Annotated in this window: 23 protein-coding genes; 6 read left to right on the top strand and 17 right to left on the bottom strand. The window is 67.9% G+C overall.

Annotated elements, in window-relative coordinates; genetic code table 11:
- Positions 1 to 92: 92 nt before the first annotated feature.
- Both tyrS and A5699_RS07655 read right to left on the bottom strand, forming a co-directional pair.
- A complete protein-coding gene (tyrS, locus tag A5699_RS07650; RefSeq protein ID WP_197508222.1) occupies positions 93 to 1,379 on the bottom strand; it encodes a tyrosine--tRNA ligase in 1,287 nt (428 codons plus the stop codon).
- A 27-nt stretch (positions 1,380 to 1,406) separates the two neighbouring features.
- Positions 1,407 to 2,018 (bottom strand): DNA-3-methyladenine glycosylase, encoded by a 612-nt coding sequence (locus A5699_RS07655; RefSeq protein ID WP_067767799.1) that lies wholly within the window; start codon positions 2,016 to 2,018, stop codon positions 1,407 to 1,409.
- Positions 2,019 to 2,087: 69 nt separating this feature from the next.
- Between A5699_RS07655 and A5699_RS07660 the strand changes: the two genes are divergently transcribed.
- From A5699_RS07660 to A5699_RS07670, 3 genes are read left to right on the top strand one after another with little or no spacing between them, the layout of a single operon-like run.
- Positions 2,088 to 2,858 carry an ABC transporter ATP-binding protein gene (locus tag A5699_RS07660; RefSeq protein WP_067767803.1) on the top strand — a complete coding sequence of 257 codons (771 nt, stop codon included), beginning with the start codon at positions 2,088 to 2,090 and terminating at the stop codon, positions 2,856 to 2,858.
- Entirely contained in the window at positions 2,783 to 3,610 is an 828-nt protein-coding gene (locus A5699_RS07665; RefSeq protein ID WP_076238639.1) for an ABC transporter permease, read from the top strand. Before A5699_RS07660 ends, A5699_RS07665 begins: the two co-directional genes overlap by 76 nt.
- Positions 3,611 to 3,616: 6 nt before the next feature.
- Positions 3,617 to 4,243, top strand: a complete 627-nt coding sequence (locus A5699_RS07670; RefSeq protein WP_067767806.1) for a TetR/AcrR family transcriptional regulator — start codon at positions 3,617 to 3,619, stop codon at positions 4,241 to 4,243.
- On the opposite strand, the gene A5699_RS07675 is transcribed toward A5699_RS07670, so the two are convergent.
- From A5699_RS07675 to A5699_RS07685, 3 genes are all read right to left on the bottom strand, one after another.
- Positions 4,226 to 4,444, bottom strand: coding sequence for a Trm112 family protein (locus A5699_RS07675; protein ID WP_067767900.1), 219 nt, complete (start codon positions 4,442 to 4,444; stop codon positions 4,226 to 4,228). The two genes, A5699_RS07670 and A5699_RS07675, sit on opposite strands and share 18 nt — an antisense overlap.
- A gap of 9 nt (positions 4,445 to 4,453) precedes the next feature.
- Positions 4,454 to 5,020 (bottom strand): hypothetical protein, encoded by a 567-nt coding sequence (locus A5699_RS07680; RefSeq protein WP_067767809.1) that lies wholly within the window; start codon positions 5,018 to 5,020, stop codon positions 4,454 to 4,456.
- Positions 5,021 to 5,087: 67 nt separating this feature from the next.
- Entirely contained in the window at positions 5,088 to 8,084 is a 2,997-nt protein-coding gene (locus A5699_RS07685; RefSeq protein WP_067767812.1) for an acyl-CoA synthetase, read from the bottom strand.
- A 154-nt stretch (positions 8,085 to 8,238) separates the two neighbouring features.
- Here A5699_RS07685 and A5699_RS07690 point away from each other — a divergent pair, with 154 nt between their 5' ends.
- Positions 8,239 to 10,023, top strand: a complete 1,785-nt coding sequence (locus A5699_RS07690; RefSeq protein WP_067767815.1) for an ABC-F family ATP-binding cassette domain-containing protein — start codon at positions 8,239 to 8,241, stop codon at positions 10,021 to 10,023.
- Positions 10,024 to 10,026: 3 nt separating this feature from the next.
- On the opposite strand, the gene argH is transcribed toward A5699_RS07690, so the two are convergent.
- From argH to A5699_RS07745, 11 genes are all read right to left on the bottom strand, one after another.
- Positions 10,027 to 11,439, bottom strand: a complete 1,413-nt coding sequence (gene argH / locus A5699_RS07695) for an argininosuccinate lyase (protein ID WP_067767818.1) — start codon at positions 11,437 to 11,439, stop codon at positions 10,027 to 10,029.
- A gap of 86 nt (positions 11,440 to 11,525) precedes the next feature.
- A complete protein-coding gene (locus tag A5699_RS07700) occupies positions 11,526 to 12,725 on the bottom strand; it encodes an argininosuccinate synthase (RefSeq protein WP_066898172.1) in 1,200 nt (399 codons plus the stop codon).
- Between the two features lie 26 nt (positions 12,726 to 12,751).
- Positions 12,752 to 13,228, bottom strand: a complete 477-nt coding sequence (locus A5699_RS07705; RefSeq protein WP_067767821.1) for an arginine repressor — start codon at positions 13,226 to 13,228, stop codon at positions 12,752 to 12,754.
- Between the two features lie 10 nt (positions 13,229 to 13,238).
- Entirely contained in the window at positions 13,239 to 14,162 is a 924-nt protein-coding gene (argF, locus tag A5699_RS07710; protein WP_067767824.1) for an ornithine carbamoyltransferase, read from the bottom strand.
- Positions 14,159 to 15,334 carry an acetylornithine transaminase gene (locus tag A5699_RS07715; RefSeq protein WP_067767826.1) on the bottom strand — a complete coding sequence of 392 codons (1,176 nt, stop codon included), beginning with the start codon at positions 15,332 to 15,334 and terminating at the stop codon, positions 14,159 to 14,161. The genes argF and A5699_RS07715 overlap by 4 nt, the downstream gene beginning before the upstream one ends.
- Entirely contained in the window at positions 15,331 to 16,212 is an 882-nt protein-coding gene (gene argB, locus A5699_RS07720; protein WP_067767828.1) for an acetylglutamate kinase, read from the bottom strand. The genes A5699_RS07715 and argB overlap by 4 nt, the downstream gene beginning before the upstream one ends.
- Positions 16,209 to 17,435, bottom strand: coding sequence for a bifunctional glutamate N-acetyltransferase/amino-acid acetyltransferase ArgJ (gene argJ, locus A5699_RS07725; protein ID WP_067767830.1), 1,227 nt, complete (start codon positions 17,433 to 17,435; stop codon positions 16,209 to 16,211). Before argJ ends, argB begins: the two co-directional genes overlap by 4 nt.
- A complete protein-coding gene (gene argC / locus A5699_RS07730) occupies positions 17,432 to 18,466 on the bottom strand; it encodes an N-acetyl-gamma-glutamyl-phosphate reductase (protein WP_067767832.1) in 1,035 nt (344 codons plus the stop codon). Before argC ends, argJ begins: the two co-directional genes overlap by 4 nt.
- 74 nt (positions 18,467 to 18,540) lie before the next feature.
- Complete coding sequence (gene pheT / locus A5699_RS07735) at positions 18,541 to 21,021, bottom strand: phenylalanine--tRNA ligase subunit beta (protein ID WP_067767835.1); 2,481 nt, start codon at positions 21,019 to 21,021, stop codon at positions 18,541 to 18,543.
- Entirely contained in the window at positions 21,021 to 22,064 is a 1,044-nt protein-coding gene (pheS, locus tag A5699_RS07740; RefSeq protein WP_067767838.1) for a phenylalanine--tRNA ligase subunit alpha, read from the bottom strand. The genes pheT and pheS overlap by 1 nt, the downstream gene beginning before the upstream one ends.
- A 48-nt stretch (positions 22,065 to 22,112) precedes the next feature.
- Entirely contained in the window at positions 22,113 to 23,000 is an 888-nt protein-coding gene (locus tag A5699_RS07745) for an adenylate/guanylate cyclase domain-containing protein (protein WP_067767841.1), read from the bottom strand.
- A 228-nt stretch (positions 23,001 to 23,228) separates the two neighbouring features.
- Between A5699_RS07745 and A5699_RS07750 the strand changes: the two genes are divergently transcribed.
- Positions 23,229 to 24,251, top strand: a complete 1,023-nt coding sequence (locus A5699_RS07750) for an oxygenase MpaB family protein (RefSeq protein WP_067767844.1) — start codon at positions 23,229 to 23,231, stop codon at positions 24,249 to 24,251.
- A 27-nt stretch (positions 24,252 to 24,278) separates the two neighbouring features.
- Positions 24,279 to 25,517: an acyl-CoA dehydrogenase family protein gene (locus A5699_RS07755; protein WP_067767846.1), complete on the top strand. Its 1,239-nt coding sequence runs from the start codon at positions 24,279 to 24,281 to the stop codon at positions 25,515 to 25,517.
- On the opposite strand, the gene A5699_RS07760 is transcribed toward A5699_RS07755, so the two are convergent.
- On the bottom strand, positions 25,514 to 25,963 hold the full coding sequence (locus A5699_RS07760; RefSeq protein ID WP_082957620.1) for a hemerythrin domain-containing protein: 450 nt from the start codon (positions 25,961 to 25,963) through the stop codon (positions 25,514 to 25,516). The two genes, A5699_RS07755 and A5699_RS07760, sit on opposite strands and share 4 nt — an antisense overlap.
- Positions 25,964 to 25,981: the final 18 nt, after the last annotated feature.

Raw genomic sequence — 25,981 nt, forward strand, 5'->3', positions numbered from 1 at the left:
GACCTGGGAAAACGTCGCAGTGACCAGGCGATTTGACTCCCCGTTAGTGCTCACGTAACTTATTCCAGGTCAGAGCGCTCGGCGCGGAGCGCCTACACGCCCGTGCGCTCGACGCCCGCGATGTTGCGCTTGCCACGTCGCAACACGAGCCAGCGATCATGCAGAAAATCCGAATGCTGTGGTATCCACTCGTCGCTTTCAATACGAATGTTGTTCACATAGACGCCGCCCTCTGCCACGGTGCGGCGCGCGGCGCCCTTGCTGTTCACCAATTCCGTGGCGACCAACAAATCGGTGATCGAGTCCGGACCGCCCGGCTTCAACTGCGCCACCGCTCCGTTACTGGCCTCGCGCAGCGCGGCACCGAGGGTCGGCTCGTCGAGATCGGCCAACTCTGCCCGACCGAACAGCGCCTGGCTGGCCAGCTCGACAGCCTTCGTCGCGGCTTCTCCGTGCACCAACGTGGTGAGTTCGCGTGCCAAACGTTTCTGCGCGGCACGTTCATGCGCACGGTTCTTCGTGGCGTCCTCGAGTTCGGCGATCTCGTCCGACGACAGAAAGGTGAACCAGCGTAGGTACCCGATCACGTCGGCGTCGGCGGTGTTGACGAAGTACTGGTACCAGGCATAGGGGCTGGTCATCTCAGGGTCCAGCCACAGATTGCCGCCGCCGGTCGACTTACCGAACTTCTTGCCCTCGGAGTCGGTGACCAGCGGAGTCGTCATGGCGTGCACGGTGGCGCCGGCCTTCTGCCGCACCAGCCGGGCGCCGGCCACGATGTTGCCCCACTGGTCGGAGCCGCCGATCTGCAGCGCACAGCCGTGCCGCTGGTGCAGTTCGACGAAGTCGTTGGCCTGCAGCAGCATGTAGCTGAATTCGGTGTAGGAGATACCGTCGCCCTCAAGCCGGCGCCGAACCGTCTCCCGGTCGAGCATCACGTTGACCGAGAAGTATTTCCCCAGGTCGCGCAGGAACTCGATCGCCGAAAGTTCGGCCGTCCAGGAGAGGTTGTTCTCGACGATGGCACCCGTGGGCGTGTCGTCGAACTCGACGAAGCGCTCCAGTTGGCCGCGGATGCGATCGGCCCAGTCGGCGACGGTGTCTGCGGTGTTGAGGGTGCGCTCCCCCGTGTCCCGCGGGTCGCCGATCATCCCGGTGGCGCCGCCGGCGAGCACGATCGGACGGTGCCCGGCGCGCTGAAAGCGCCGCAGCGTCAACAGGGGTACCAGGTGGCCCGCGTGCAGGCTGGGCGCGGTCGGATCGAAGCCGGAATAGACGGTCATGGGTCCCTTGGCCAGGTCTTCGGCCAGGGCGTCGCGGTCGGTCGACTGCGCGATCAGCCCACGCCAGTCCAGCTCATCGAGAATTCCCATGCTCATGACGACGATCATGCCGCATTGACGACATCAGTCACTTGCGCCGGGCGCCGGCGCACGTGGGCTACGCCGATACGCCGACACCTGGGGGCAGTCAGCCAGCCAGAACCGCCACGGCCGGTCGGCGGCCTTGCTCACCCCGACGCGCGGGCCTTCCACCGCCTGGTGCGCCTCGCCCATCGTCAGCCGCACCGGACTGTCGGCCGCGAACAAGTCGATTCCGTTGTCCTCCATGGTGATTCCCAACGCAGAGCACAGATTGCCCGGGCCCCGCGCCAATCCGACCGGCAACACCGCAGGCCCGCGACGACGGGTGGCCAGCGCGGTTCCGCTGTGCACCACGGCGGCCCGCAACAACACGGCAGCCGCGACGCCGTCGTAGCCGCAGACCACGTTGGCGCACACGTGAATGCCGTGGCTGCGATAGGTGTAGAGCCGCCCCGGTGGTCCGAACATCACCTGGTTGCGCCCACTCGGACCGCGATACGAATGCGCCGCGGCGTCGGGCCAGGGCCCGTCCGGCGGGCCGCCGTAGGCCTCCACCTCGACGATCGCGGCGCGTACACCGCGGCCGATCAGCTCGGCTCCCAGCAGCCGGCGGGCTGCCAGCAGCGGATCCACGGCCAGCTGCTCAGCGCTCACCCGAGCGATTCTGCACTTCGCAACAACCACCGTTGACACCGCCCGCACAGTGAGCGCAGTATTCATCACATGATGACTTCATCGGTCGATGAATTCTCGGGGCCGTCCACCTGTGCCGTCGAGATCACCGGGTTGCAGGTCGACCGCGGTGGCCGGCGAGCAATCAGCGACCTCGACGTGCAGATCAAACGGGGCGCGATCACCGGTCTTCTGGGGCCCTCGGGTTGTGGCAAGACCACCTTGATGCGCAGCATCGTCGGCACCCAGATCATCACGGCAGGCACCGTCACAGTGCTGGGACACCCGGCAGGTTCGGCGCCGCTGCGACACCGGGTCGGCTACGTCACGCAAGATGCCACGATCTACGACGACCTGCGGGTCATCGACAACGTCAGGTACTTCGCCGCCCTCTACGGCACGTCGGCGAATTCGGCAGCCGAGGCCATCCGATCGGTGGGTCTCGATGACCATCGCGGCGCATACTGCGGCGATCTCTCCGGAGGTCAACGCACGCGCGTCTCGCTGGCCTGCGCCTTGGTGGCCGAGCCCGAACTGCTGGTGCTCGACGAACCCACCGTCGGCCTGGACCCGGTGCTGCGCGTCGACCTGTGGGAACAGTTCCGGCGGCTCGCCGCGCAGGGAACGACACTGCTCGTCTCGAGCCACGTCATGGACGAGGCCGATCACTGCGGGGACCTGCTGCTCATGCGCGAAGGCCGATTGCTCGCCCACACCACCCCTGACCGGCTACGGAAGGACACCTCATGCACGTCTCTGGAGGAAGCGTTTCTCACCGTCATCCGGCGCAGCGCCACAGCCGGCCGCGACCGGGCCGACTGAGCCCGACGGCCTACCTGGCCACCACCGGCCGCATCCTGCGGCAGTTGGCGGCGGATCACCGCAGCGTGGCGATGATCCTGGTGGTGCCCAGCCTGATCATCGCCCTGATGTACTTCATGTTCCAGAACGCACCGACGGCACCGGGGCACCCGGGCCCGTTCAACAACGCGTGCCTGATCATGCTCGGGGTCTTCCCGCTCATCGTGATGTTTCTGATCACCTCGATCACCATGCAACGCGAACGGGTGTCGGGAACGCTCGAGCGGATTCTCACCACACCGCTGCGCCGCTTCGATCTACTCGCCGCCTACGGCACCGCGTTCTCGCTCGCCGCCGCGGCCCAGGCCACCCTGGCCTGCATCGTCTCTTTCTGGCTCCTCGGATTCCACACCGAGGGAAGCCCGGCCCTGGTCTTCCTGATCGCGATCGTCAACGCCGTCCTCGGCGTCGGTCTGGGCCTGTTGTGCAGCGCGTTCGCCCGGACGGAGTTTCAGGCCGTGCAGTTCATGCCGCTGGTCATCGCTCCGCAACTGTTGTTGTGCGGCATCATCGTCCCGCGCGCGGCGCTGCCCGAGTGGCTGCAGTGGATCAGCAACGTGCTGCCGGCCAGTTATGCGCTCGAAGCGTTACAGCAGGTCGGCGCCCACCCCGGGCTGACCGGCGTGGCGGTACGCGACATCGCGATTGTGGTGGGCTTCGCGGCAGTGGCACTATGTCTGGCCGCAGCCACACTGCGCCGCCGAACCCCCTAGGAAGCCGTGACCACCGACATCGATTCCCGACGAGAACGCAAACGCCCCGGTCGTCCCGCCGGGCGGTCGGACAAGCGCGAGCGCATCCTGGCCGGCGCGCGAGAATTGTTCGCCCGCAACGGGTTCGACAAGACGTCGATCCGCGCCATCGCCGCCGAAGCGGGAGTCGACGCCGCCCTGGTACACCACTACTTCGGGACCAAGACCGAGCTGTTCGCCGCCGCGATCCACATTCCCATCGATCCGATGACGGTGATCGGGAAGCTGCAGGAGGTGCCGGTAGAGCAGATCGGGCACACGCTGCCGGCAATCCTGTTGCCGCTGTGGGATTCCGAGATCGGCAAGGGATTCGTGGCGACGCTGCGCTCGATCCTCGCCGGCAACGACGTATCGCTGGTGCGGTCGTTTCTTCAGGAGATCATCGTCGGTGCGATCGGTCCCCGGGTGGACAACCCGGTCGGCAGTGCCCAGATCCGAATCCAGTTCGTCGCCTCACAACTGGTCGGGGTCGCGATGGCCCGCTACATCCTGGAACTGGACCCGTTCGCGTCGCTGCCGGTGGAACAGATCGTCGAGACCATCGGCCCCACCCTGCAGCGGTATCTCACCGGGGACCTACCCGGACTCCCCTGACCCGGCCAGCGCCAGCAGTCGGCGGTGCTCGGCATCGTCATCGATGGCCACGGCCTCGTCCACGAGCAGCACCGGGATACCGTCCTCGATGCGATAGGCGCGCCGCAGCCGCGGGTTGTACAGCCAATCCGCGCCGGCCAGCAGCAGCGGGCCGCGGTCCTGCGGACAGACCAGGATGCTCAAGAGCTTGTCGTCGACCACCACGTGACGCTAGCCCAGCGGGATCTGGATGCCGCCACTCGGGCCGGGCTGTCCCCCGCCCGGAAGGGGAGCGATGCCTGCCGGGAACTGGCCGACGCCGGGATTGACGACCCCCTGCTGTGGGACCTGCGCGGCGTTCGACTGGGCCTGAAGCTTGCGCTGATAGGACAAGGTGCTCTTGAGCGCGTCGATCAACGGAACCTGGTTCGGGCGCTTGTCGAGTGCCTTGGTGATGGCCGTGCGGTTGGCGTTCGACGGCCTGTAGCCCTGCGCACGCAGCTTCATGATGTCGTGGATCAGCTGGGAGATCTGGCCGCCGCCTTCGCCGGTGTCGTAATCCCGGGCGATGATGGCCAACGCCTCGTCGGCGGTCATCGGTGGCGCTTCACGCGCATCGCCCCCGGACGCACCCGCTCCCGCCGCGGGCGGCGCATCGGCGTGAGCCGACGGCTCGACAGGATCGGCGGCCGCCTGCGGCGCGCCGGCGCCCACCAGCAGACCCACCGCCAGCGCGGCGCCGGTCACCGATCCGGTGACGACGCGACGCCACTGGTGCATACCCGATCCCGATGTCATCGATCCTCCTGTCGCTGCGCCGTCCGCCGGAGCGTAACAGCGCTTTCCGGCGCCGGCACCTCGTCGGTTACCGGGCCTCCGGTGCGTCGGCGGCTGCTCCGCCGACGAGTTCGGCCCGGCTGGCCGCGGTCAACTTCTTGTATGTACCGGTATCGGCATCGAAGTACCAACAGTTACGGCGCGACGGTTTGGGGATCCCGGCCTTGCGCAACGGCGCGATCAGCGGGCGGTACGACGCTCCGAGTTCCATGTCGGCCACCACGTGCACGACATCGGGCGGGCAGCCGGCGGCCAGCTCGTCCATGGCGCGCGTGAGGTCGGCGGTCGGAACGCTGCCGCCGGGGCGCAGCGCCAGCGCCGTCACCGCCAGCAGCCGGCCGCCGTCCTCCACTCCGTAGGTGACCGACATGTCGACCGCATCCAGGCAACCGACCGCATCGTTGACACTTGTCGCGAAGACGGGGCCGCGTTCGGTGCGGATCACCGCGCTGCGGTTGTCCACCAACCAGTAGTCACCGTCCTCGTCCCGGCGGAAGAGGAACTCGGTGGACACCCAGGTGTCGGCCGGCGCGAACACGCCGCGCTTGACCACCGCGGTCGGATCGACCGGGCCGCGCGGATGGGCCAACAGCACACCGACCTCGTTGGTCTCGGCCTTGCGCACGAAGCCCTGCTCGTCTTCCAGGATCAGATCGTCGTCGGCGTCGTACGCGGCGAGCGCAACCGTGCCGCCGCCGGGCAGCGGACGACCCTTGCTGCCGATCTTGGCGCCCGACACGTTGGCCAGCACGGCCTGCCCGTCGGTGGTGGCGAAGAATTCGACGACGTGGGCCGGCTCGAACACGTCGATCACGCGTTTCCACAACCCGGCGGGCATACCGGAGCCGATGAAGAGGCGGACCGGGTGGCTACCGGTGAGCGAGAACGACGGATCGTCGATGACCTCGCGGAGCATGGCCCAGGTGTAGGACACCACGGTGACGCCGTACTGCCGGATCTCCTGCAGGAACCGGTCCGGCTGTAGGCCCCGGGACAGCGCGATCCGCGAGCCGCCGACGACGGCACCGCCGAGGCTGACCAGCAGACCCGACTGGTGATGCAGCGGCGTGAGGCAGTACACGGTGTCGCCGCGCCCCAGATTGGCCGCCGACGCCGTGCCGAACGCCGACAGCGCCCAGCGGTAGTTCGTGATCTGCCGGGCCACGAGCTCACCGCCGACCTCGCTGAACGCGACGAAGGCCAGATCCCGGGCCAACCCCGGGTTGGGCCGGTACCAACCGGGGAGTTCGACGGCGTCGGGATCGATCTTCTCCATGTCGACGACCGCGGCGACGTCGTCCGTTTCCTCCGGCAGATCGAGGTCCCGGCTCTCACCGCCGCCGAGAACGAGCACGCGCATATCGAGTTGCCGCGCCACCTCGAGATGGCTCGGGTCGGCGATGATCTCGGCCACGCGGCCGAGCCGGACCGCCTCTGCCAGATCCGCCTTGGGCAGCAACACCGCCACCGCACCCAGCCGGGACAGGGCCGCGATCGCCACCAGTGCGCTGGGTCGGGTGTCCATCAACACGCCGACCCGGGCGCCCTGTCGTACCCCAACGTCGATCAGGCCACGCACCACGTTGTTGATCCGGCGATCCACCGCCTCATAGGTGTGCACGCGGCCGTCGAACAGCAGTGCCTCACCGTTGGGGGCGCTGCGCGCCTGCTCGCTCATGATGCGGCCGAGCGAGATCCGGGTGTGGTCGTTGACCTGTCCCAGCCTGGCCAGGCGGGGCAACGTGCGCGCGGTCTCGATCACCAGCGTGCGCGCATTCTTGTTCGCCGCCACCAACGCATCCGCGGCCGACCGGGCCACCCCGAACGCCATCTCTGTCGCGGCGGTGGCCCCGTGGGTGACCCGGGTCGAGAACGACACTCCCCCCTCGGGGTGATTCGCCGGCTGTGATTCCATCGGGACGACGCCTTCTGGCATCTCTTCTCCGCCAAGCCATTTCACCCACTGCGCCACAGTCGGCCAGGTCTGGGTGGAGGCTTTCGATCCGACCACCAAGCCGAAATGCCCCGCCCTGATCAGATATTCGTAGACGTCGGCATCCGGCGCGGCGCGCTTGATCCCGCGAACGGCGGCCGGCTGGCCGATGTCGTCCACCTCGCCGACCACGGCCAGGATCGGGCAGTCGATGTCGGACAGCGTGACCAGATCGCCGTGCACCGAGAACCCACCGGTGATCATCCGGTTGTGCGCGATGAACTGCTTGAGCAGTTCGGAGATCGCCGGGCCCGACCACGCGATCCAGCCCTCCGAGGACAGGAACCGACGCTGCTGTTCGCGCGGCAGCAAGGCCTCGCGGTCATGCAACTGGCGCAGGAACTCCAGCCGCGACTGGGCGGTCTTGATGGGGTCGAGCATCTGAAATCCGGTGCGGGCCAACCACCCCGGGATGTCGATGCGGCTGAACACATGGTCGGCCATGAAATCCGCGGCGCCGGCGGCCACCCCAGCCGGAACGTTCATCGGCAACGCGGCCAGGGTGTCCACCGGCGAGCCGAAAGCGATGATGCTGGCCAGATCCTTGGACCGCCGGTACGCCGCGGCCTGGTAGGCGAACATCCCGCCTTGGGAGTACCCGGCCAGGTGGACGTCGCGGCCCGTGACCTCTTTGACCACGTCGATGGCTTCGGACAACGCCACCACGTGGTCGGCGAGGTTGCGCTGCATCCCGCCCTCGACCTTGTCCGGTGAGCCGAAGTCGATCACCCACGGGTCGATCCCCGCGGCGTTCAGGATCCCGACGGCGCCGTCCTCGCGCGTGACGTCCCACATGTCGGCCGACATCATCATCGGGTGCACCATCAGCACGGGCGGACGCGGATGCTGCGCTCCGGGGCGCACATCCGGCGGGAAGTACCGACGCAGCCGGTACATCGGCACACTCTGGATGAGCTGAAATGGCGAAGGGACCGCGCCGGTCTCCAGGCCGCCGTAACGCAGCACCTCCAGGCCGTTCTGCGCGGTTGCCAGCAACCGCTCCACCGGTCTGGTCACTGCCGAGAAATCCACCAGCCTGCTCCCCACATGACTAATCGACCCAACCCCCGATTGACCTGGCCATCATGGCACAACAGCAACGGATCACCGACTTGATCGGCCCGAGCCCGGATACGGCCCCGGGCGGTGCCGGTGTCGGTGCCGCCGAACGATAGGGTCGGCGGCGATGGCTCACCTGCTCGGGGGCGAAACCCTACATCTGGAGTACCCCACCGGGGTGGTGTTCGATTCGGTCACCGTCGGCGTCAGCGAAGGCGACCGGATCGGAATCGTCGGCCGCAACGGCGACGGAAAGTCGACGCTGCTGGGCATGCTCACCGGCCGCATCACGCCGCACTCCGGCCGCGTGACCCGGCGCAGCGGGCTACGAGTGGGTTCCCTGGACCAGACCGACACGCTCGATCCCGAGCACACCGTGGGCTGGTCCTTGGTCGGAGATCGGCCCGAACACGAATGGGCCGGTGATGCCCGCACCCGCGACGTGATCGGCGGCCTGGTCGCCGATATCCCGTTCGACGCCCAGGTCTCGACGCTGTCGGGTGGACAACGTCGACGGGTGCAGCTGGCCGCGTTGCTGATCGGCGACTGGGACGTCATCGCGCTCGACGAGCCGACCAACCACCTCGACATCCAGGGCATCACCTGGCTGGCCGGCCACATCAAGGCGCGCTGGGCGCGCGGGACCGGCGGGCTGCTGCTGATCACCCACGACCGTTGGTTTCTCGACGAGGTCGCCACCACCACCTGGGAGGTGCACGATCGGATCGTCGAGCCGTTCGAGGGCGGCTACGCGGCGTATGTGTTGCAGCGGGTGGAACGGGACCGCCAAGCGGCATCGATCGAGGCCAAGCGGCAGAATCTGATGCGCAAGGAGTTGGCCTGGCTGCGCCGCGGCGCGCCGGCGCGCACCTCCAAACCCAAGTTCCGGATCGACGCGGCCAACGCCCTGATCTCCGACGTGCCGCCGTTGCGCAACACCGTGGAGCTGTCTCGGCTGGCCACCGCACGGCTGGGCAAAGACGTGATCGACCTCCTCGACGTGTCGGTGTCCTATCCCGGCGCCGAACGAGAAGTGTTGCGCGACATCGAATGGCGCATCGGACCAGGTGAGCGCACCGGCATCCTCGGGGCGAACGGGGCCGGCAAGTCCACGCTGCTGGGCCTGATCGCCGGAACGGTGGCCCCGACCAGCGGCCGGGTCAAACGCGGTAAGACCGTGCGGCTTTCGATCCTCGACCAGCAGTCCAGCGAGCTCGACGCCGTCGCGGGTGACATGGTCCGCGAGGTGATCGGCCGGCTGCAGACCAGCTACCAGATCGACGGCAAGGACTTCACCCCGGCGCAATTGTTGGAACGGTTGGGGTTTGCCCGCGACCAGTTGTCCACCCGGGTCGGACAACTCTCCGGCGGGCAGCGCCGCCGGCTGCAGCTCATGCTGGTGGTTTTGTCGGAACCGAACGTGTTGATCCTCGACGAGCCGACCAACGACGTCGACACCGACATGCTGACCGCCACCGAGGATCTGCTGGATTCCTGGCCGGGCACGTTGATCGTGGTGTCGCACGATCGGTATCTGCTGGAACGGGTCACCGACCAGCAGTACGCGATCCTCGACGGCCGGCTACGGCACCTGCCCGGAGGCGTCGACGAGTACCTGCGGTTGAGTGCAGCGTCGGCCACCTCGTCGGCGCCGGCTCCGCGCGCGGAACCGGCGGTGTCACAAGGGCTTTCCGGCGCCGAGCAGCGCGCCATCGAGAAGGAGATCTCGTCGATCGACCGGTCGCTGGCCAAGCTGGCCGATCGGATCGCCGCCAAACATGACGAGCTCGCCGCTCACGACCAGTCCGACCATGTCGGGCTCGGCAAGCTCACCGGCGAACTGCGTGAACTGGAATCACAGGTCGCCGAGTTCGAGGCGCGTTGGCTGGAGCTGTCCGAACACCTGGAATAGCCGCTAGCGGCTCAGCCGGATCCGCAACTCCTCCATGGCGTTCCGGACCATTCCCAGCTGCTTGGCCACCTGAACGGGCGCGGTACCGCCGCGGGCACTGCGCGCGTTCACCGAACCCTCGACCGTCAGCACCTCACGCACCCGCGCCGTGAGCGCTGGGTTGATCGCGGCAAACTCGTCGTCGGTGAGCTCGTCCAGCCCCACACCGCGGCCCTCCGCCGTCTGCACCGCGGCACCGGCGGCCTCATGGGCCACCCGGAACGGAACACCTTGGCGAACCAGCCATTCGGCGATGTCGGTGGCCAACGTGTAGCCGGCCGGGGCCAGCGCCGCCATCCGCGCCTCGTCGAAGGTCAGTGTGCCGACCAGCCCGGCCATTGCCGGCAGCAGCAGCTCCAACTGCGCCACCGAGTCGAAGACCGGTTCCTTGTCTTCCTGCAGGTCGCGGTTGTAGGCCAGCGGCTGCGCCTTGAGCGTGGCCAGCAGGCCGGTCAGGTTGCCGATCAGCCGCCCGGATTTGCCGCGGGCCAGCTCGGCGATGTCCGGGTTCTTCTTCTGCGGCATGATCGAGCTGCCGGTCGACCAGGCGTCGTGCAGTGTGACGTAACCGAATTCGGTGGTGCTCCAGAGGATGATGTCCTCGGCGAGCCGGGACAGGTCCACCCCGATCTGGGCGAAGACGAAGGCGGCCTCGGCGGCGAAATCGCGTGCGGCGGTGGCGTCGACGGAATTGTCTGCAGCCGAGGCGAACCCGAGGTCCGCAGCGATGGCATCGGGGTCCAGCCCCAGCGAGGAGCCGGCCAGCGCCCCCGAGCCGTAGGGCGAGACCGCGGTGCGGTCGTCGAAGTCGGCGAGCCGGTCGACGTTGCGCAGCAAGGGATGAGCATGCGCGAGCAGGTGATGTGCGAGCAGGATCGGCTGGGCCGCCTGCAGATGGGTCTTGCCGGGCATGATCGCCGTCGGGTGTGCCGCAGCCTGGATGGCCAGCGCATTGACCACCTCGAGCACCCCGTCGGCGACGCGGCGGACGGCGTCGCGCAGCCACATCCGGAACAGCGTCGCCACCTGGTCGTTGCGCGATCGTCCGGCCCGCAACCGGCCGCCAAGATCGGGACCGACCCGGTCGATCAGGCCACGCTCGAGGGCACCATGCACATCCTCGTCGGTGGGCAGCGGTTCGAAGCTGCCGTCGGCGACGTCGGAACCGAGGCTGTCCAGCCCGGCGAGCAGGCCGTCGCGCTGCTCGTCGGTGAGCAGCCCGGCCCGGTGCAGCACCCGGGCATGCGCCTTGGACGCGGTGACGTCGTACGGGGCCAGCACCCAGTCGAAGTGCGTCGACTTGCTCAGGGCCGCAAGGGCATCCGAGGGGCCGTCGGCGAACCGACCGCCCCACAGCGAACCTTCGTTGGTACTCATGTCCGTTCCTTCCGCGAGCAGACGCACATGTACCCGACACACCGAGGTTTTGGGGACATCCGCGTCTGCTCGCGCGTCGAGGTGACCTAGAGGCCCAGGTCGCGCTTGGCGGAGATCTTGCTGCTCAACCCGTGCACGTGCACGAAGCCCTTGGCCGAGGACTGGTCGAAGCTGTCGCCCTCGTCGTAGGTGGCCAGGTTGAAGTCGTACAGCGACTCCGCGCTGCGGCGGCCGTTGACCGCGATGTGGCCGCCGTGCAGAACCAGCCGGATCTCGCCGGTGACGTGCTGCTGGGTGTGCTCGACGAAGGCCTCCAGCGAGGCCTTCAGCGGCGAATACCACAGGCCGTCATAGACCAACTCGCCCCACTTCTGGTCGGTGGTGCGCTTGAACCGGCCCAGCTCACGCTCCAGCGTGACGTGCTCGAGTTCGGTGTGGGCGGTGATCAGCACCATGGCGCCCGGCGCCTCGTAGATCTCGCGGCTCTTGATGCCGACCAGCCGGTCCTCGACCACGTCGAGGCGGCCCACACCTTGGGCGCCGGCGCGGCGGTTGAGCTCCTCGATGGCCTGCAACACGGTCACCGGACGACCGTCGATCGAAACCGGGACACCCTTTTCGAAGCCGACAATGACCTCGTCGGGGGTGTTCCAGTTGACCGTCGGGTCCTCGGTGTAGTCGTAGACGTCCTTGGTCGGGGCGTTCCACAGGTGCTCCAGGAACCCGGTCTCCACCGCGCGGCCCCACACGTTCTGGTCGATCGAGAACGGCGAGCGCTTGGTCACGTTGATCGGGATGGCGTTCTCCTCGGCGAAGGCGATGGCCTTCTCCCGGGTCCAGGCGTAATCGCGGACCGGGGCCAGCACCTGCAGATCGGGCGCCAGCGAGGCGAATCCGACCTCGAAGCGGACCTGGTCGTTGCCCTTGCCGGTGCAGCCGTGGGCGACGGTGCCGCCGCCGTGCTCACGGGCCGCGGCCACCAGGTGCTTGACGATCAACGGCCGGCTGATGGCCGACACCAGCGGATAGCGGTCCATGTAGAGCGCGTTGGACTTGATGGTCGGCAAGCAGTACTCGTTGGCGAACTCGTCGCGGGCGTCGACCACCACCGCCTCGACCGCACCGCAATCCAGTGCACGCTGCCGTACGACCTCCATATCCTCGCCACCCTGGCCGAGGTCGATGGCGACGGCGACGACCTCACGGCCGGTCTCCTTGCCAATCCAGCTGATGGCCACCGAGGTGTCCAGACCCCCGGAGTACGCGAGGATCACGCGATCGGACATGTGAGCAGTCTCCTTTTACTTCAGCTCTATTTGAGGTTCTCGAAAGTGCTGGCGAGCTCGGCACCGGTCATCGGCTCGCGAGCCAGTACGAAGATGGTGTCATCACCGGCGATCGTGCCGACGACGTGGGGTAATGCCGCCCGGTCGATCGCGCTGGCCAGATAGTGCGCACCGCCGGGCGGGGTGCGCAGCACGGCAAGGTTAGCGCTGGAGTCGGTGGACACCAGCAACTCCCCCAGCAACCGGGTCATTCGCTCGGTGCCGCCGGCCACCCCGCGCACCGGGCTGCCGTCCTCGGGCACCACATAGACGCCGACGCCGCCGTCGGCCCCACGCAGTTTCACCGCGCCGAGTTCCTCCAGATCGCGCGACAACGTGGCCTGGGTGACCTCGATGCCCTCCTGCCCCAGCAGAGCGGCCAGTTCGGTCTGACTGCTCACCTGCCGCGACGACAGCAGGGCGATGATGCGGGCCTGACGGCCGGCGCGGGTGGGGGTACTCACCGGGGTTGCCTCACCGGTGCTCCAGCAACCAGACCAGTAGCGCCTTCTGCGCGTGCAACCGGTTCTCGGCCTCGTCGAAGACTGCGCTCTGCGGCCCGTCGATCACGTCATCGGTGATCTCGTGACCGCGGTGCGCCGGAAGGCAGTGCAGCACAACGGCTTCCGGGTCGGCGAGCTTGAGCAGGTCGGCGTTGACCTGGAACGGGCGGAACGGCCGCACCCGGTCCAGCCCGTCGTTCTCCTGCCCCATCGAGGTCCAGGTGTCGGTGACGAGCACGTCGGCTCCGTCGGCACCGGCCCGCGGGTCCTCGGTCAGCGACACGGTGGCTCCGGTCTCGGCGGCGCGGCGCTTGGCGGCGTCGACGAAGTGCGGATCAGGTTCGAAGCCGGCCGGGGCGGCGATGGTGACGTGGATGCCGGCGGTGACCCCACCCAGCATCAGCGAGTGCGCCATGTTGTTGGCCCCGTCACCCAGGTAGGTCAGCTTCAGGCCGTTGAGGTCACCCTTGCGCTCGGCCAGGGTCTGTAGGTCGGCCAGCACCTGACAGGGATGGAACTCGTCGGACAGCGCATTCACGATCGGCACGCTCGACCCGGATGCCATGGCGGTCAGCCGTTCCTGGGCGAAGGTGCGCCACACGATGGCGTCGACGTAGCGCGACAGCACCGCGCCGGTGTCTTCCAGGGTCTCCTCGCGGCCCAGCTGGGTGCTGCGGCCATCGACGACGACGGCATGGCCACCGAGCTGGGCGATGCCCATCTCGAACGAGAACCGGGTGCGGGTCGAGTTCTTCTCGAAGATCACCGCGACGCCGCGCGGGCCTTCCAGCGGGCGGCGCGAGAACGGCGCCTTCTTCAGCTCGGCGGCCAGGGCCAGCACCTCGGCCTGCTCGTCGGGCGACAGGTCGTCGTCGCGCAGGAAATGCCGGGTCATGAATCAGCCTCCACAGCGGTGTCGAGTACGGCGGGCAGGGCGGACAGGAACGTCTCGATCTGGCCTTCGGTGATGATCAGCGGCGGCGCCAACCGGATCACGTCGGCGGCCGCGGCGTTGACCAGGAAGCCGGCATCGCGGGCGGCGGTCTCGACGGCCTTGGCACTCGGCGCGGTCAACACCACGCCCTGCAACAGACCCTTGCCGCGTACGTGGTCGACGAGCGGATGGCCGAGCTCCTCAATGCCGTGGCTCAGGGTCTTGCCGAGCACGCCGGCACGCGTGATCAGGTCCCCGTCGGACAGCGCCTTGAGCACGGCCAACGCCGCCGCGGTGCACACCGGGTTGCCGCCGAAGGTGCTGCCGTGCAGGCCCGGGGTCAACAGATCACCGGCCGCGCCGATGGCCAGGCAGGCGCCGATCGGCAGCCCGCCGCCCAGGCCCTTGGCCAGCGTGACGATGTCGGGGGTGATGCCGTCGTGCTGATGGGCATAGAAGGCACCGGTACGCCCGACGCCGGTCTGCACCTCGTCGAGCACCAGCAGGGCGCCGTTCTTGGTGGTGATGTCGCGGGCTTTCGCCAGGTAGCCGGCTGGCGGGACGACGACGCCGCCCTCCCCCATGATCGGTTCCAGGAACACCGCGGCGGTATCCGAATCGACCGCGGCGGCCAGGGCTTCGGCGTCACCGTAGGGCACGTGGGTGACGTTGCCCGGCAGCGGCTCGAACGGCGCCTGCTTGGCGGGCTGGCCGGTCAACGCCAGCGATCCCATGGTGCGGCCGTGGAAGGCGCCTTGGGCGGCAACGACATTCGTCTTGCCGGTGAGCCGGGTGATCTTGAAGGCGACCTCGTTGGCCTCGGTGCCCGAGTTGCAGAAGAACACGCGAGCCTGAGTTCCCAGATGGTCCACGAGCTTTTCGGCCAGCGCGATCCCGGGTTCGGTGGCATACAGGTTCGAGGTGTGGCCCAAGGTGTTGAGCTGGGTGGTGACGGCCTCGATGACCGCGGGGTGGCGGTGCCCGAGCAGGTTGACCGCGATTCCGCCGAGCAGGTCGAGGTAGGACTTGCCGTCGGTGTCGGTGACCACGGCGCCGTCGCCGCTGGCCAGGGCCAACGGCGGGGTGCCGTAGTTGTTCATCATCACCGCTTCCCAGCGGTCCTGCAGAGTCACGACGGGCTCACCACTTTCGTTCCGGTTCCTTCATCGGTGAAAAGCTCGACCAGCACACAGTGTTCGACGCGGCCGTCGATGACGTGCGCACTCGGCACCCCGCCGTTGACCGCCCGCAGGCAGGCCTCGATCTTGGGCACCATGCCCGATTCGAGCTTGGGCAGCAATTGGGTCAGTGCGGCCGTGTCGATCTCGCTGACCAGTGAGGAGCGGTCGGGCCAATCGGTGTAGAGGCCTTCGACATCGGTGAGCATGACCAGCTTTTCGGCACCCAACGCCTCGGCCAGGGCTGCGGCCGCGGTGTCGGCGTTGATGTTGTGCACCACGCCGTCGACATCCGGACCGATGGTCGAGACCACCGGAATACGTCCGGCGGCAATGAGGTCCAACAGGGAGCCGGCGTTGACGTGCTCGACGTCGCCAACCAGCCCGATGTCGGTGGCCACACCGTCGACGGTGACGCTGCGCCGCACCGCGGTGAACAGGTGTGCGTCCTCACCGGTGAGGCCCACCGCGTACGGGCCGTGGGCGTTGATCAGGTTGACGAGTTCCCGGCCCACCTGCCCGAACAGCACCATGCGCGCCACGTCGAGCACCTCCGGCGTCGTCACCCGGAAGCCGCCCTTGAAATCGCCGGCGATGCCCAGCTTCTTGAGCATGGCACTGATCTGCGGCCCGCCGCCGTGCACCACGACGGGTTTGATGCCGCAATTGCGCAGGAACACCATGTCGGCAGCGAAGGCGGCCTTGAGGGTGTCGTCGGTCATGGCGTTGCCGCCGTACTTGACGACGACGATCTGGCCGTGCAGTTGCTTGAGCCACGGCAGCGCCGAGGCGAGCACCTGGGCCTTGACGCCGCGCTCGATGAGTTGACTCATGAGCTGTAGGCCGAGTTCTCTTCGACGTAGGCGTGGGACAGATCGGTGGTCCTGATGGAAGCACTGCCGCTTCCCACCGCCAGGTCCACCGCCACGGCGATGTCCGCACCGGATAGGTCGACCTCGCGGGCACCAGGCGCCCCGGCCCCGTCGATGCACACCGGAGAACCGTTGAACGACACGCTGATCCGCTCCGGATCAAGCTTCACCGGCGCGATACCGACCGCGGCCAGGACCCGGCCCCAGTTCGGGTCGGAACCGAACAGCGCGGTCTTGACCAGGCTGTCGCGGGCGATGACCCGCGCCGCGACGAGCGCATCGTCCTCGCTCTCGGCTCCGGTGACGGTGATGGTGATGCGTTTGGTGACACCCTCGGCGTCGGCCTGCAACTGCGCGCACAGGTCGTCGCACACCCGCAGCACGGCCGCGTCGAGATCGTCCTGGCTCGGGGCGATCTCGCTGGCACCCGAGGCCAGCAGCAGCACGGTGTCGTTGGTCGAGCAGCTGCCGTCGACGTCGAGCCGGTCGAAGGTCAGCGCGGCCGCGCGCCTGAGTGCGGCATCGAGCGCCGCAGCATCGGCGACCGCGTCGGTGGTCAGCACCACCAACATCGTGGCCAGTGACGGCGCCAGCATGCCAGCACCCTTGGCCATCCCGCCGACCGTCCAGTTCTCCTCCGATTCCGGGGAGTGGTGCAGCGCAACCTGTTTCGGCACGGTATCGGTGGTCATGATGGCCCGGGCCGCGTCTTCGCCTCCGGTCAGGCCGCCGGCCAACTCATGCACGATCTCGGTGACGCCGGCCAGCACCTTGTCCATCGGCAACCGGTCCCCGATCAGGCCGGTGGAGCACACGGCTACTTCGATGGCACCGGTCTCGGTGCCCCAATCACTCAGCGCAGTGGCCACGGCCTCGGCGGTGGCGTGGGTGTCCTGGAAGCCCAGCGGGCCGGTGCAGGCGTTGGCGCCGCCGGAGTTCAGGATCACCGCGCGCAGCCGGCCAGTGGTCAGCACCTGCTGTGACCACTTCACGGGTGCGGCCTTGATCTTGTTGCGGGTGAACACGCCGGCCGCGGCGTAGTCCGGGCCCTCGTTGAACACCAGCGCCAGGTCCGGCGCACCGGATACCTTGATACCGGCGGCGATTCCCGCGGCCCGGAACCCGGCCGGGGCCGTGACACCCTGGGTGCGGAAGAGCTTGGTCGTCTGTGCCGCTTCTGTCACGGTGCCACTCCCACGATCGACAGTCCTTCGGTCTCAGGCCAGCCCAGGGCCAGGTTCATCGACTGCACCGCGGCGCCGCCGGTGCCTTTGGTCAGGTTGTCGATGGCGGCGATGGCCACAAGACTGCTCGCCTCAACATCCAAGCCGACCTGGATCTGGGCGGCATTGCTGCCGATCACCGATCCGGTCTTGGGCAGTTGCCCCTCGGGCAGCAGATGAATGAACGGCTCTGCGTCGTAAGCCTTTTCGTAGGCGGCCCGGATCTCTGCGGCTGATGCCTCGGTGCGGGCGGTGCAGGTGGCCAGGATGCCACGTGCCGTCGGGATCAGCACCGGGGTGAACGAGACGGTGACGTCCTTGTCGGTCACCGCCCGCAGTCCCTGCGCGATCTCCGGGGTGTGCCGGTGCTTGCCGGCGATGTTGTAGGCGCGGGCCGACCCGATCACCTCCGCGCCGAGGAGATCCACCTTGGCCGATTTGCCGGCGCCGGAGGTGCCGCTGACGGCGACCACCGTGACGGTTGGGTCGACGAGATCGGCGGCGACGGCCGGCAGCAGCGCCAGCAGTGCCGCGGTCGGATAGCAGCCGGGTACCGCGATGCGCTTGGTGTCGCGCAACCGGTCGCGGGCGCCGGGCAGCTCGGGCAGGCCGTAGGGCCAGCTGCCGGCGTGCGCGGAGCCGTAGAACTTCTCCCAGTCGGCGGCGTCGGTCAGCCGGAAGTCGGCACCGCAGTCGATGATCAGGGTGTCCGGGCCGAGTTGTTCGGCCAGGGCCGCGGAATGTCCGTGCGGCAACCCCAGAAACACCACGTCATGCCCGGCCAGCACCTCGGCGTTGGTCGACTCCAGTACTCGCGAGGCCAACGGCAGCAAGTGCGGATGATGTTCAGCGAGCGTCGTCCCGGCACTGGATGCCGCGGTCAATGCCCCGATCGTCAATCGACCGTCTGCATAGGCCGGATGTCCGAGCAGCAAGCGCAGGATCTCTCCGCCGGCGTAGCCGCTGGCGCCGGCCACCGCTATCGAAGTCATGCCGCCAATTCTGCATGGTTATGCATGCAGATGCAAACTCATTAACCCGTTCGCTCCGTGAGCGGGTGGGGGGGTCAGCCGCGCAGGACGGCGCCGACCCGCTCACCGGCGACAGCGACGGCAGCGTCGCGGGCGGCGCTCGCCTCGTCTTCGGTGAGGGTGCGGTCGGCGGCCCGGAACCGCAGCGCCAGGGTCAGGGACTTGCGCCCCTCCCCGATCTGCGGGCCGGTGTAGACGTCGAACAGCCGGACGTCCTCCAGCAGTTCACCGGCGCCGTCGCGGACGGCGTCGACGACCGCAGCGGCCGCGACGTCGTCGCCGACGATGACGCTGATGTCCTGGAACACCGCCGGGAACGGCGAGACCTTCGGCGCCGGCAGCGTCTCGACGATCGGCACCGCATCGAGGTCGAGTTCGACGACACAGGTGCCCTTGGGCAGGCCGGTCCGCTCGATGACGGCGGGGTGCAACTGTCCGGCATAGCCGACGATCGTGTCGCCAACGAGCACCTCGGCGCAGCGGCCGGGATGCCACGGCAGTTCCTGGGCAGCGCGCAGGGTGAATTCCACCCCGGCGGCCCGGCCGATCACCCGGACCGCCTCGAACGCATCGGCGGCCTCGACAGGGCGGCCCGGGCCCCATGGCCCAGCGGGCTCACGGAGCCCGGCCAGCACCGCGGCGACATGCTGCGGTTGCCGTGGCAGCGAGGCGTCCAAACCGGCGATCTCGGCATCGGTGGGTCTGCGGTCGTTCGGGATCCGCTCGACGGAGCGAGTCTCGTCGGTGGGGTGCACCACCTGCTGGATCGCGAACAATGCCACATCGGCGGTACCACGGGAGACGTTGCGGCCCAACGCCTCCAACAGCCCCGGCAACAGGGTGGTGGCCAGCTGGGGCCGGTCGGCCTCCAGCGGGTTGAGCACCTTGGTGGTGCGGCGGCGCGGATCGTCAGCGGCCAGCCCCCAGGCGTCGAACACCCCGGCAGGTAGGAACGGCGTCGGCAGGATCTCGACGAATCCGGTCAGCGCCAATGACTTTCCGACCGCACGGCGACGCTTCTGGACTGCGGACAGCCCCCGCCCGGCCGGCGCGGTCGGCAGCACCGACGGGATGGACTCCAGCCCTTCCAGACGCAGCACCTCTTCGACGAGGTCGGCACGCTGACGCAGATCGGGCCGCCAGCTCGGCGGGGTCACCGTGAGTGGATCGGAACCGGCGACAACAGCCCCGATCTGGGCCAGCCGCCGCGCCGTCGTTCCTGCGGCGTACTCGACGCCCGCGGTGCGGTCGGGCAGATCGGCCGGGATCTCGATGGCCGGCTGCGACCAGTCGGTACGCCCGTCGGCGCGCCAGTCGGTCAGCTTCGGTTCGACCGTGCCGCCGGCGATCTCGGCCAGCAGGGTCGCGCAACGATCAAGTGCGGCAACTGAAATCGCCGGGTCAACGGACCGCTCGTAGCGGCGTCCGGCCTCACTGGCCAGATGCAGGCGGCGCTGGGTGCGTGACACCGCGGCCGGATCCCACACCGCGGCCTCCAGCAGTACATCGGTGGTGGAATCGCGCACCTCGGTGGTGCCCGCGCCCATCACGCCACCGATCGCGGCGGTCGCGACGTCATCGACGATCAACACGTCGGCCGAGTTCAAGGTGCGCTCGACATCGTCGAGGGTGACGACCTTCTCGCCGTCGCGGGCGAAACGCACGTCGAACCCGCCGGTGATCAGGCTGCTGTCATGTGCGTGCATCGGGTGCCCGAGTTCGAGCATGACGTAGTTGGTCACGTCGACGGCCGGCGAGATGGCACGGATACCGCTGAGCATCAACCGCCGCTGCATCCACCACGGCGTCACCGCGGCCGGATCGATGCCGGTGACCGGACGCAGGCCGAAACGCAGGACCCCGGTGCCGGGTTGGACGGTCAGCGGCCAGGCTTCGCCCTCGGCGGGCAGCGGCGCCACGTCGGCCAGGTCGACGAAATCCAGGTCGTGAGCACAGGCGATCTCGCGCGCCAGGCCGCGGACCGACAGGCAGTAGCCGCGGTCCGGCGTGATCGCCAGGTGAAACACCACGTCGTCCAGACCGAGGAGATCGGCCGCCGGGGCACCCGGTTCAGCCGTACCCTCGGGCAGGACCAGGATGCCCGCACCCTCGACGCCCAGGTTCATCTCCGACGCCGAACAAATCATGCCGTCGGACACCCGGCCGTAGGTCTTGCGGGTGGCGATCGTGAAATCGCCGGGCAGCACGGTGCCGGGCAGGGCCACCACCACCAGGTCGCCGATCGTGAAATTCGTTGCCCCACACACGATGTCGCGCAGCTCTGGCTCGCCGACATCGACCTTGCAGGCGCGGATCGGCTTCTTGAACTCGGTGAGTTCCTCGATCTCGGCGACCCGGCCGACGGTCAGCGGACCGCTCACCGGACCGATCGGAATGATCTCCTCGACCTCATGTCCGATCCGGATGAACGTGTCCTCGAGCTCTTCGACGGACGCATCCCAATCCGGGGCGCCGGCGCGGACGGCCTCACGCAGCCAGCTGAAAGGAATTCGCATCAGGCACCGACCCCGAACGGCAGTGAGAAGCGGACGTCGCCCTCAACCATGTCGCGCATGTCAGGAATTCCGTTGCGGAACTGCAGGGTTCGCTCCAATCCCATACCGAAGGCAAATCCGGAGTAGACGTCGGGGTCAATACCGCAGGCGCGCAACACATTCGGGTTGACCATGCCGCAGCCGCCCCACTCGACCCAGCCGGCGCCACCCTTCTTGCCGGGGAACCAGATGTCCACCTCGGCCGACGGCTCGGTGAACGGGAAGAAGTGCGGACGGAACCGGGTGCGCCCCTCCGGGCCGAACTGGGACCGTGCGAACGCGTCGAGCGTGCCGCGCAAATGCGCCATGGTCAGGCCTTTGTCCACGGCCAGACCCTCCACCTGGTGGAACACCGGAGTGTGGGTGGAATCGAGTTCGTCGGTACGGAAGGTCCGCCCGATCGAAACGACATAGACGGGCAGGTCGCGTTCCAGCAGCGCCCGGATCTGCACCGGCGAGGTGTGGGTGCGCAGGACCTGGCGTGACTTGTCCGGCGCAATCTGGAAGGTGTCCTGCTCGCTGCGGGCCGGGTGATCCGGCGGGAAGTTGAGTGCGTCGAAGTTGAACTGCTCGGTCTCGACCTCGGGCCCCTCGGCCAGTTCCCAGCCCATCGCCACGAAGGTGTCGGCGACGTTCTCGGCCAGGATCGTGATCGGGTGCCGGGCGCCCAGCGGCTGCCGCGTCGAGGGCAGCGTCACGTCGATGCGTTCGGCGACCAGCACGGCGGCGTCGCGTTCGGCGCGCAGCGCGGCCAGCCGCTCGTCGTACGCACGCTGGGCCTCGCCGCGAGCGACGTTGACGCGTTTGCCGGCATCGGCGCGGTCGGTCTTGGGCAGCGTCGCCAGCGACTGGCGGGCCACGGCGATCGGGGCACGATCGCCGAGGTGCTCGGTCTTGGCGCGCGCCAGCGCATCGAGGTCACCGGCCAGCTCGAAGGCATGCCGGGCCGCGCTGACGGCTTTGGTCAGGGCTTCTTCTGAGAGATCACTGGGCTGCTGAGCCACCCGGCGATCATAGGTGATCGGCCCTTCACACCTCGAACGCGTTTGCCGTCAGGAAGCGGGCAGCTGCCCCGACGTTTTCACCCGGTACATCACCAGATCGTCGGGCACACCTTCCGGCTTGGTCGAGAACATCTGCCGGCGTTGACGTTTGACACTGACCCCCAGCTCGGCCAGCTGATCTTCGGCGATGCCCGCCAGCGTGGTGTGGGACACCACGAGGCCGCCACTGTTGGCCCGCTCCATCACCCGGGCAGCGATGTTGACATCGACGCCGAGCCAGTCCGACCCGATGCGCTGCGGGCGCCCGGTGTGAATACCGACCCGCATACGGGGCGCGTATCCGTCCAGGTCGATACCCTTCACCCCGTCGAGCGCCACGACCATCGCCGCAAGGGCGGTAACCGGGTCAGAGAACACCGCCATCATGCCGTCGCCCATGCGTTTGACGATGTGGCCACCGGCTTCCAGAACCGGGGGCTCGATCACCTGTGCCACGCGGCGCAGCAGTCGCAGTGTGGCGTCGTCGCCCGAGCGCAGCGACCACGACGAGAATCCGACCAGGTCGGTGAACACCAGCGTCACCTCGGGATTGGCCGGCGTTCCCGAGACCCGCTCGGTCAGCGCCTGCCACACCTGCAAGGCACCCAGACTCACCTCACGCGAGGCGGCGTCGCGGTCCAGGAGCCGGTCGGCCACGCGCGCCGCCGCCCGCGGACCACCCTCACCCGACACCGAGAGCCGGTCACCGAAGTCCGGATCCCCGGGAAGGGACCGACGCACCCGACGGACCAGATCGACGACGGCCGGGCTGCGGTTGACGTTCTGCAGCCACCCCAGCGGGCCCGGCAATCCGGGTGCCCGCACTCGGCGCTGTTGCGACGCCTGCTCGACGTCGCCGACACGGCCGGACGGATCATCGAACGGCTCGCCATCCACAGCGCAAGACTAAGTGCCCCGGAGACCAGGCAGCAATCACGACGCGAGCGGGTTTGCCCACACTCCCCCGCCGGCCGAGAACCTGGCTGGTCACAGCGCTGTGGCGCGACGATAGCCGCCGAATAACAGTGCGCGACCACGCGCCGCGGCATCGTAGACAACGTACGTTGTCACTACTATCGTTGGCCCCAGCTGTGATTCACGTCATGACGAGTCAACGAGGACGCAATGACCACACGAACCACCCTCACCACCGAGCACGATCCCCTCGGCCCCGAGTCGCTGACCTGGAAGTACTTCGGCGACCTACGCACCGGGATGCTGGGCGTGTGGATCGGCGCGATCCAGAACATGTATCCCGAGCTGGGCGCCGGCGTCGAAGAACACTCGATCCTGCTGCGTGAACCCCTACAGCGGGTGGCCCGGTCGGTGTACCCGATCATGGGGGTGGTCTACGACGGCGACCGTGCGGCCGACACCGGTGCGCAGATCAAGGGTTTCCACACCACCATCAAGGGCGTGGACAGCCAGGGGCGCCGCTATCACGCGCTGAACCCGGAGACGTTCTACTGGGCACACGCCACGTTCTTCATGTTGATCATCAAGACCGCGGAGTATTTCTGCGGCGGTCTCACCGAGGCCGAGAAGCAACAACTGTTCGACGAACACGTGCAGTGGTATCGCATGTACGGCATGAGCATGCGACCGGTTCCCAAGAGCTGGGAGGAGTTTCAGGAGTACTGGGACGCCAAGTGCCGCGACGAGCTCGAGATCAACCGGGCCACCCTCGACATCTTCACCATCCGGATTCCCAAGCCGTGGTTCGTGCTGATGCCGACTCCGGTGTGGGACCAGCTGTTCAAACCCCTTGTCGGAGCGCAACGTTGGATCGCGGCCGGCCTGTTCGACCCGGCTGTCAGGGAGAAGGCCGGAATGCGGTGGACGCCGGGCGACGAAGTCCTCCTGCGAATCTTCGGCAAGGTGGTCGAACTGGCATTCGTCGCCGTGCCCGACGAGATCAGACTGCACCCTCGCGCCTTGTCGGCGTACCGACGCGCAGCCGGCAAGCTCCCGGCCGACGGCCCACTGGTGGAAGCACCGAGCTTCATGGCCCCGCCGCGCGACCGCCGAGGGCTGCCGATGCACTACTTGCCGCGCCACAAGACCCTGCTGGACCGGGCCGGCGCGCTGGTCCACACGACGTTCTCGCTGCCGGCGCTGCGGCGTCCGGCCCGCCGCCCTGCCGCCTGAGTTTTGACACGTGTCTAAGCTGTCGAGATGCTTGATTGGTCTGACGTAGACATCGCTGTTCGGGACGCAGTTCGCGAGTTCGTGGACAAGGAGATCCGGCCCCATCTCGACGAGCTCGAGAGCGGCGACATGGAGCCGTACCCGATCGTGCGAAAGTTGTTCTCCACGTTCGGCATCGACAGCATGGCCAAGGAATCGCTGGACAAGCGGCTGGAGAAGCTGCGCAGCGGCGACACCAAACCCTCGGGCGCCCGTGGCGGGATGTTCGGCGGCAGCAGCTCGCCGGGTATGGGATTCGTCCTGATCAGCGAACTGTGCCGGGTGTCGATGGGCCTGGTCACCGGCTTGGGCGTCAGCCTCGGCCTGACCGTGTCGACCATCCAGAGCCGCGGCACGCTGGCCCAGCAGGAACGCTGGCTGCCCGGCCTGGTCACCTACGAGAAGATCGGCGCGTGGGCGATCACCGAGCCCGATTCGGGCTCGGACGCCTTCGGCGGCATGAAGTCCTATGTCACCCGTGACGGGGACGAATACATCCTCAACGGCCAGAAGACCTTCATCACCAACGGACCCGACGCCGACGTCGTGGTGGTCTACGCCAAATTGGACGAAGGCGACGGCGCCGACAAACGCAACCGCAAGGTGCTTACCTTCGTCCTCGACCGGGGCATGGAGGGCTTCGTGCAGTCGAAGCCGTTCCGCAAGATGGGCATTCACTCATCACGTACCGGCGAGCTGTTCTTCAACAACGTCCGTCTGGGCCGGGACCGACTGCTCGGCGAGACCGAAGGGTCCGACGACGGAGCCGACGAAGGCCGGGCCAGCGCGCGGTCGAACTTCTCGGCCGAACGCATCGGGGTGGCCGCAATGGCACTCGGCGTGATCGAGGAATGCCTGCGCCTGAGCGTGGACTACGCCAAGAACCGCACCCTGTGGGGCCAGGAGATCAGCCAGTTCCAGCTGATTCAGCTCAAGCTTGCCAACATGGAAGTGGCCCGGATGAACGTGCGCAACATGCTGTTCCGCGTCATCGAATCGGCTGAGAAAGGGGCGCCGATCTCGTTGGCCGAGGCGTCGGCGATCAAGTGGTACTGCTCGCAGGCCGCCACCGACGTGGCGATGGAAGCCGTGCAGCTGTTCGGCGGCAACGGCTACATGACCGAGTACCGAGTGGAACAGCTGGCCCGCGACGCCAAGTCACTGATGATCTATGCCGGCAGCAACGAGGTACAGATCACCCACGTGGCGCGGGGTCTGCTCAGTTAGGGCTGTCCCTGGATCATTTCGCGACCCGGGTGCGCCGCGCGCCACCCGGCCATCGCGGCATCCCAGTCGTCACCGTCGAGCGCGGTGAGCGCCGCCGGAAACAGCCCGTCTTCTTCTTTGGCGATGTGGACGTAGAGCTCCTCGATCTCCGCCCGAACCCGCGCCTGGTGGTCGGGGTCGGTCAGATCGACGACCTCGAGAAATGCGGCCAGCTCGCGATGTTCGGCCACCAGCGGGTCGATGTGCTGGGCATAGAGCTCGTCGGAGTGCATCACCGCGAACAGTCCGTTCTCCTCGCCCTCCCAGTGGGCGCGCAACTCGTCGAACATCGCCGTCAGACGCTGTGCGGCCACGTCCAGTTCACCGCGGTCCAGGGCGCGTACGGCTTCGCGGCCATGGTCGACGGACCGTTCATGTTCGGCGATGTAATCCCGCAGCAGCGGCATGTCCCGGCATCCGCAGTA

Source organism: Mycobacterium sp. E802 (assembly GCF_001666875.1).
GTDB lineage: Bacteria > Actinomycetota > Actinomycetes > Mycobacteriales > Mycobacteriaceae > Mycobacterium.

Excerpts from the sequence above, each read along its gene's own strand:
- A5699_RS07665 (WP_076238639.1), top strand. The coding sequence starts at position 2,783 with ATGCACGTCTCTGGAGGAAGCGTTTCTCACCGTCATCCGGCGCAGCGC.
- A5699_RS07680 (WP_067767809.1), bottom strand. The coding sequence starts at position 5,020 with ATGACATCGGGATCGGGTATGCACCAGTGGCGTCGCGTCGTCACCGGA.
- argB (WP_067767828.1), bottom strand. The coding sequence starts at position 16,212 with ATGAGTCAACTCATCGAGCGCGGCGTCAAGGCCCAGGTGCTCGCCTCG.
- argH (WP_067767818.1), bottom strand. The coding sequence starts at position 11,439 with ATGAGTACCAACGAAGGTTCGCTGTGGGGCGGTCGGTTCGCCGACGGC.
- pheT (WP_067767835.1), bottom strand. The coding sequence starts at position 21,021 with ATGCGAATTCCTTTCAGCTGGCTGCGTGAGGCCGTCCGCGCCGGCGCC.
- A5699_RS07755 (WP_067767846.1), top strand. The coding sequence starts at position 24,279 with ATGCTTGATTGGTCTGACGTAGACATCGCTGTTCGGGACGCAGTTCGC.
- A5699_RS07660 (WP_067767803.1), top strand. The coding sequence starts at position 2,088 with ATGATGACTTCATCGGTCGATGAATTCTCGGGGCCGTCCACCTGTGCC.
- argC (WP_067767832.1), bottom strand. The coding sequence starts at position 18,466 with ATGACTTCGATAGCGGTGGCCGGCGCCAGCGGCTACGCCGGCGGAGAG.
- A5699_RS07750 (WP_067767844.1), top strand. The coding sequence starts at position 23,229 with ATGACCACACGAACCACCCTCACCACCGAGCACGATCCCCTCGGCCCC.
- A5699_RS07690 (WP_067767815.1), top strand. The coding sequence starts at position 8,239 with ATGGCTCACCTGCTCGGGGGCGAAACCCTACATCTGGAGTACCCCACC.
- A5699_RS07700 (WP_066898172.1), bottom strand. The coding sequence starts at position 12,725 with ATGTCCGATCGCGTGATCCTCGCGTACTCCGGGGGTCTGGACACCTCG.
- argF (WP_067767824.1), bottom strand. The coding sequence starts at position 14,162 with ATGACCCGGCATTTCCTGCGCGACGACGACCTGTCGCCCGACGAGCAG.
- tyrS (WP_197508222.1), bottom strand. The coding sequence starts at position 1,379 with ATGAGCATGGGAATTCTCGATGAGCTGGACTGGCGTGGGCTGATCGCG.
- A5699_RS07760 (WP_082957620.1), bottom strand. The coding sequence starts at position 25,963 with ATGCCGCTGCTGCGGGATTACATCGCCGAACATGAACGGTCCGTCGAC.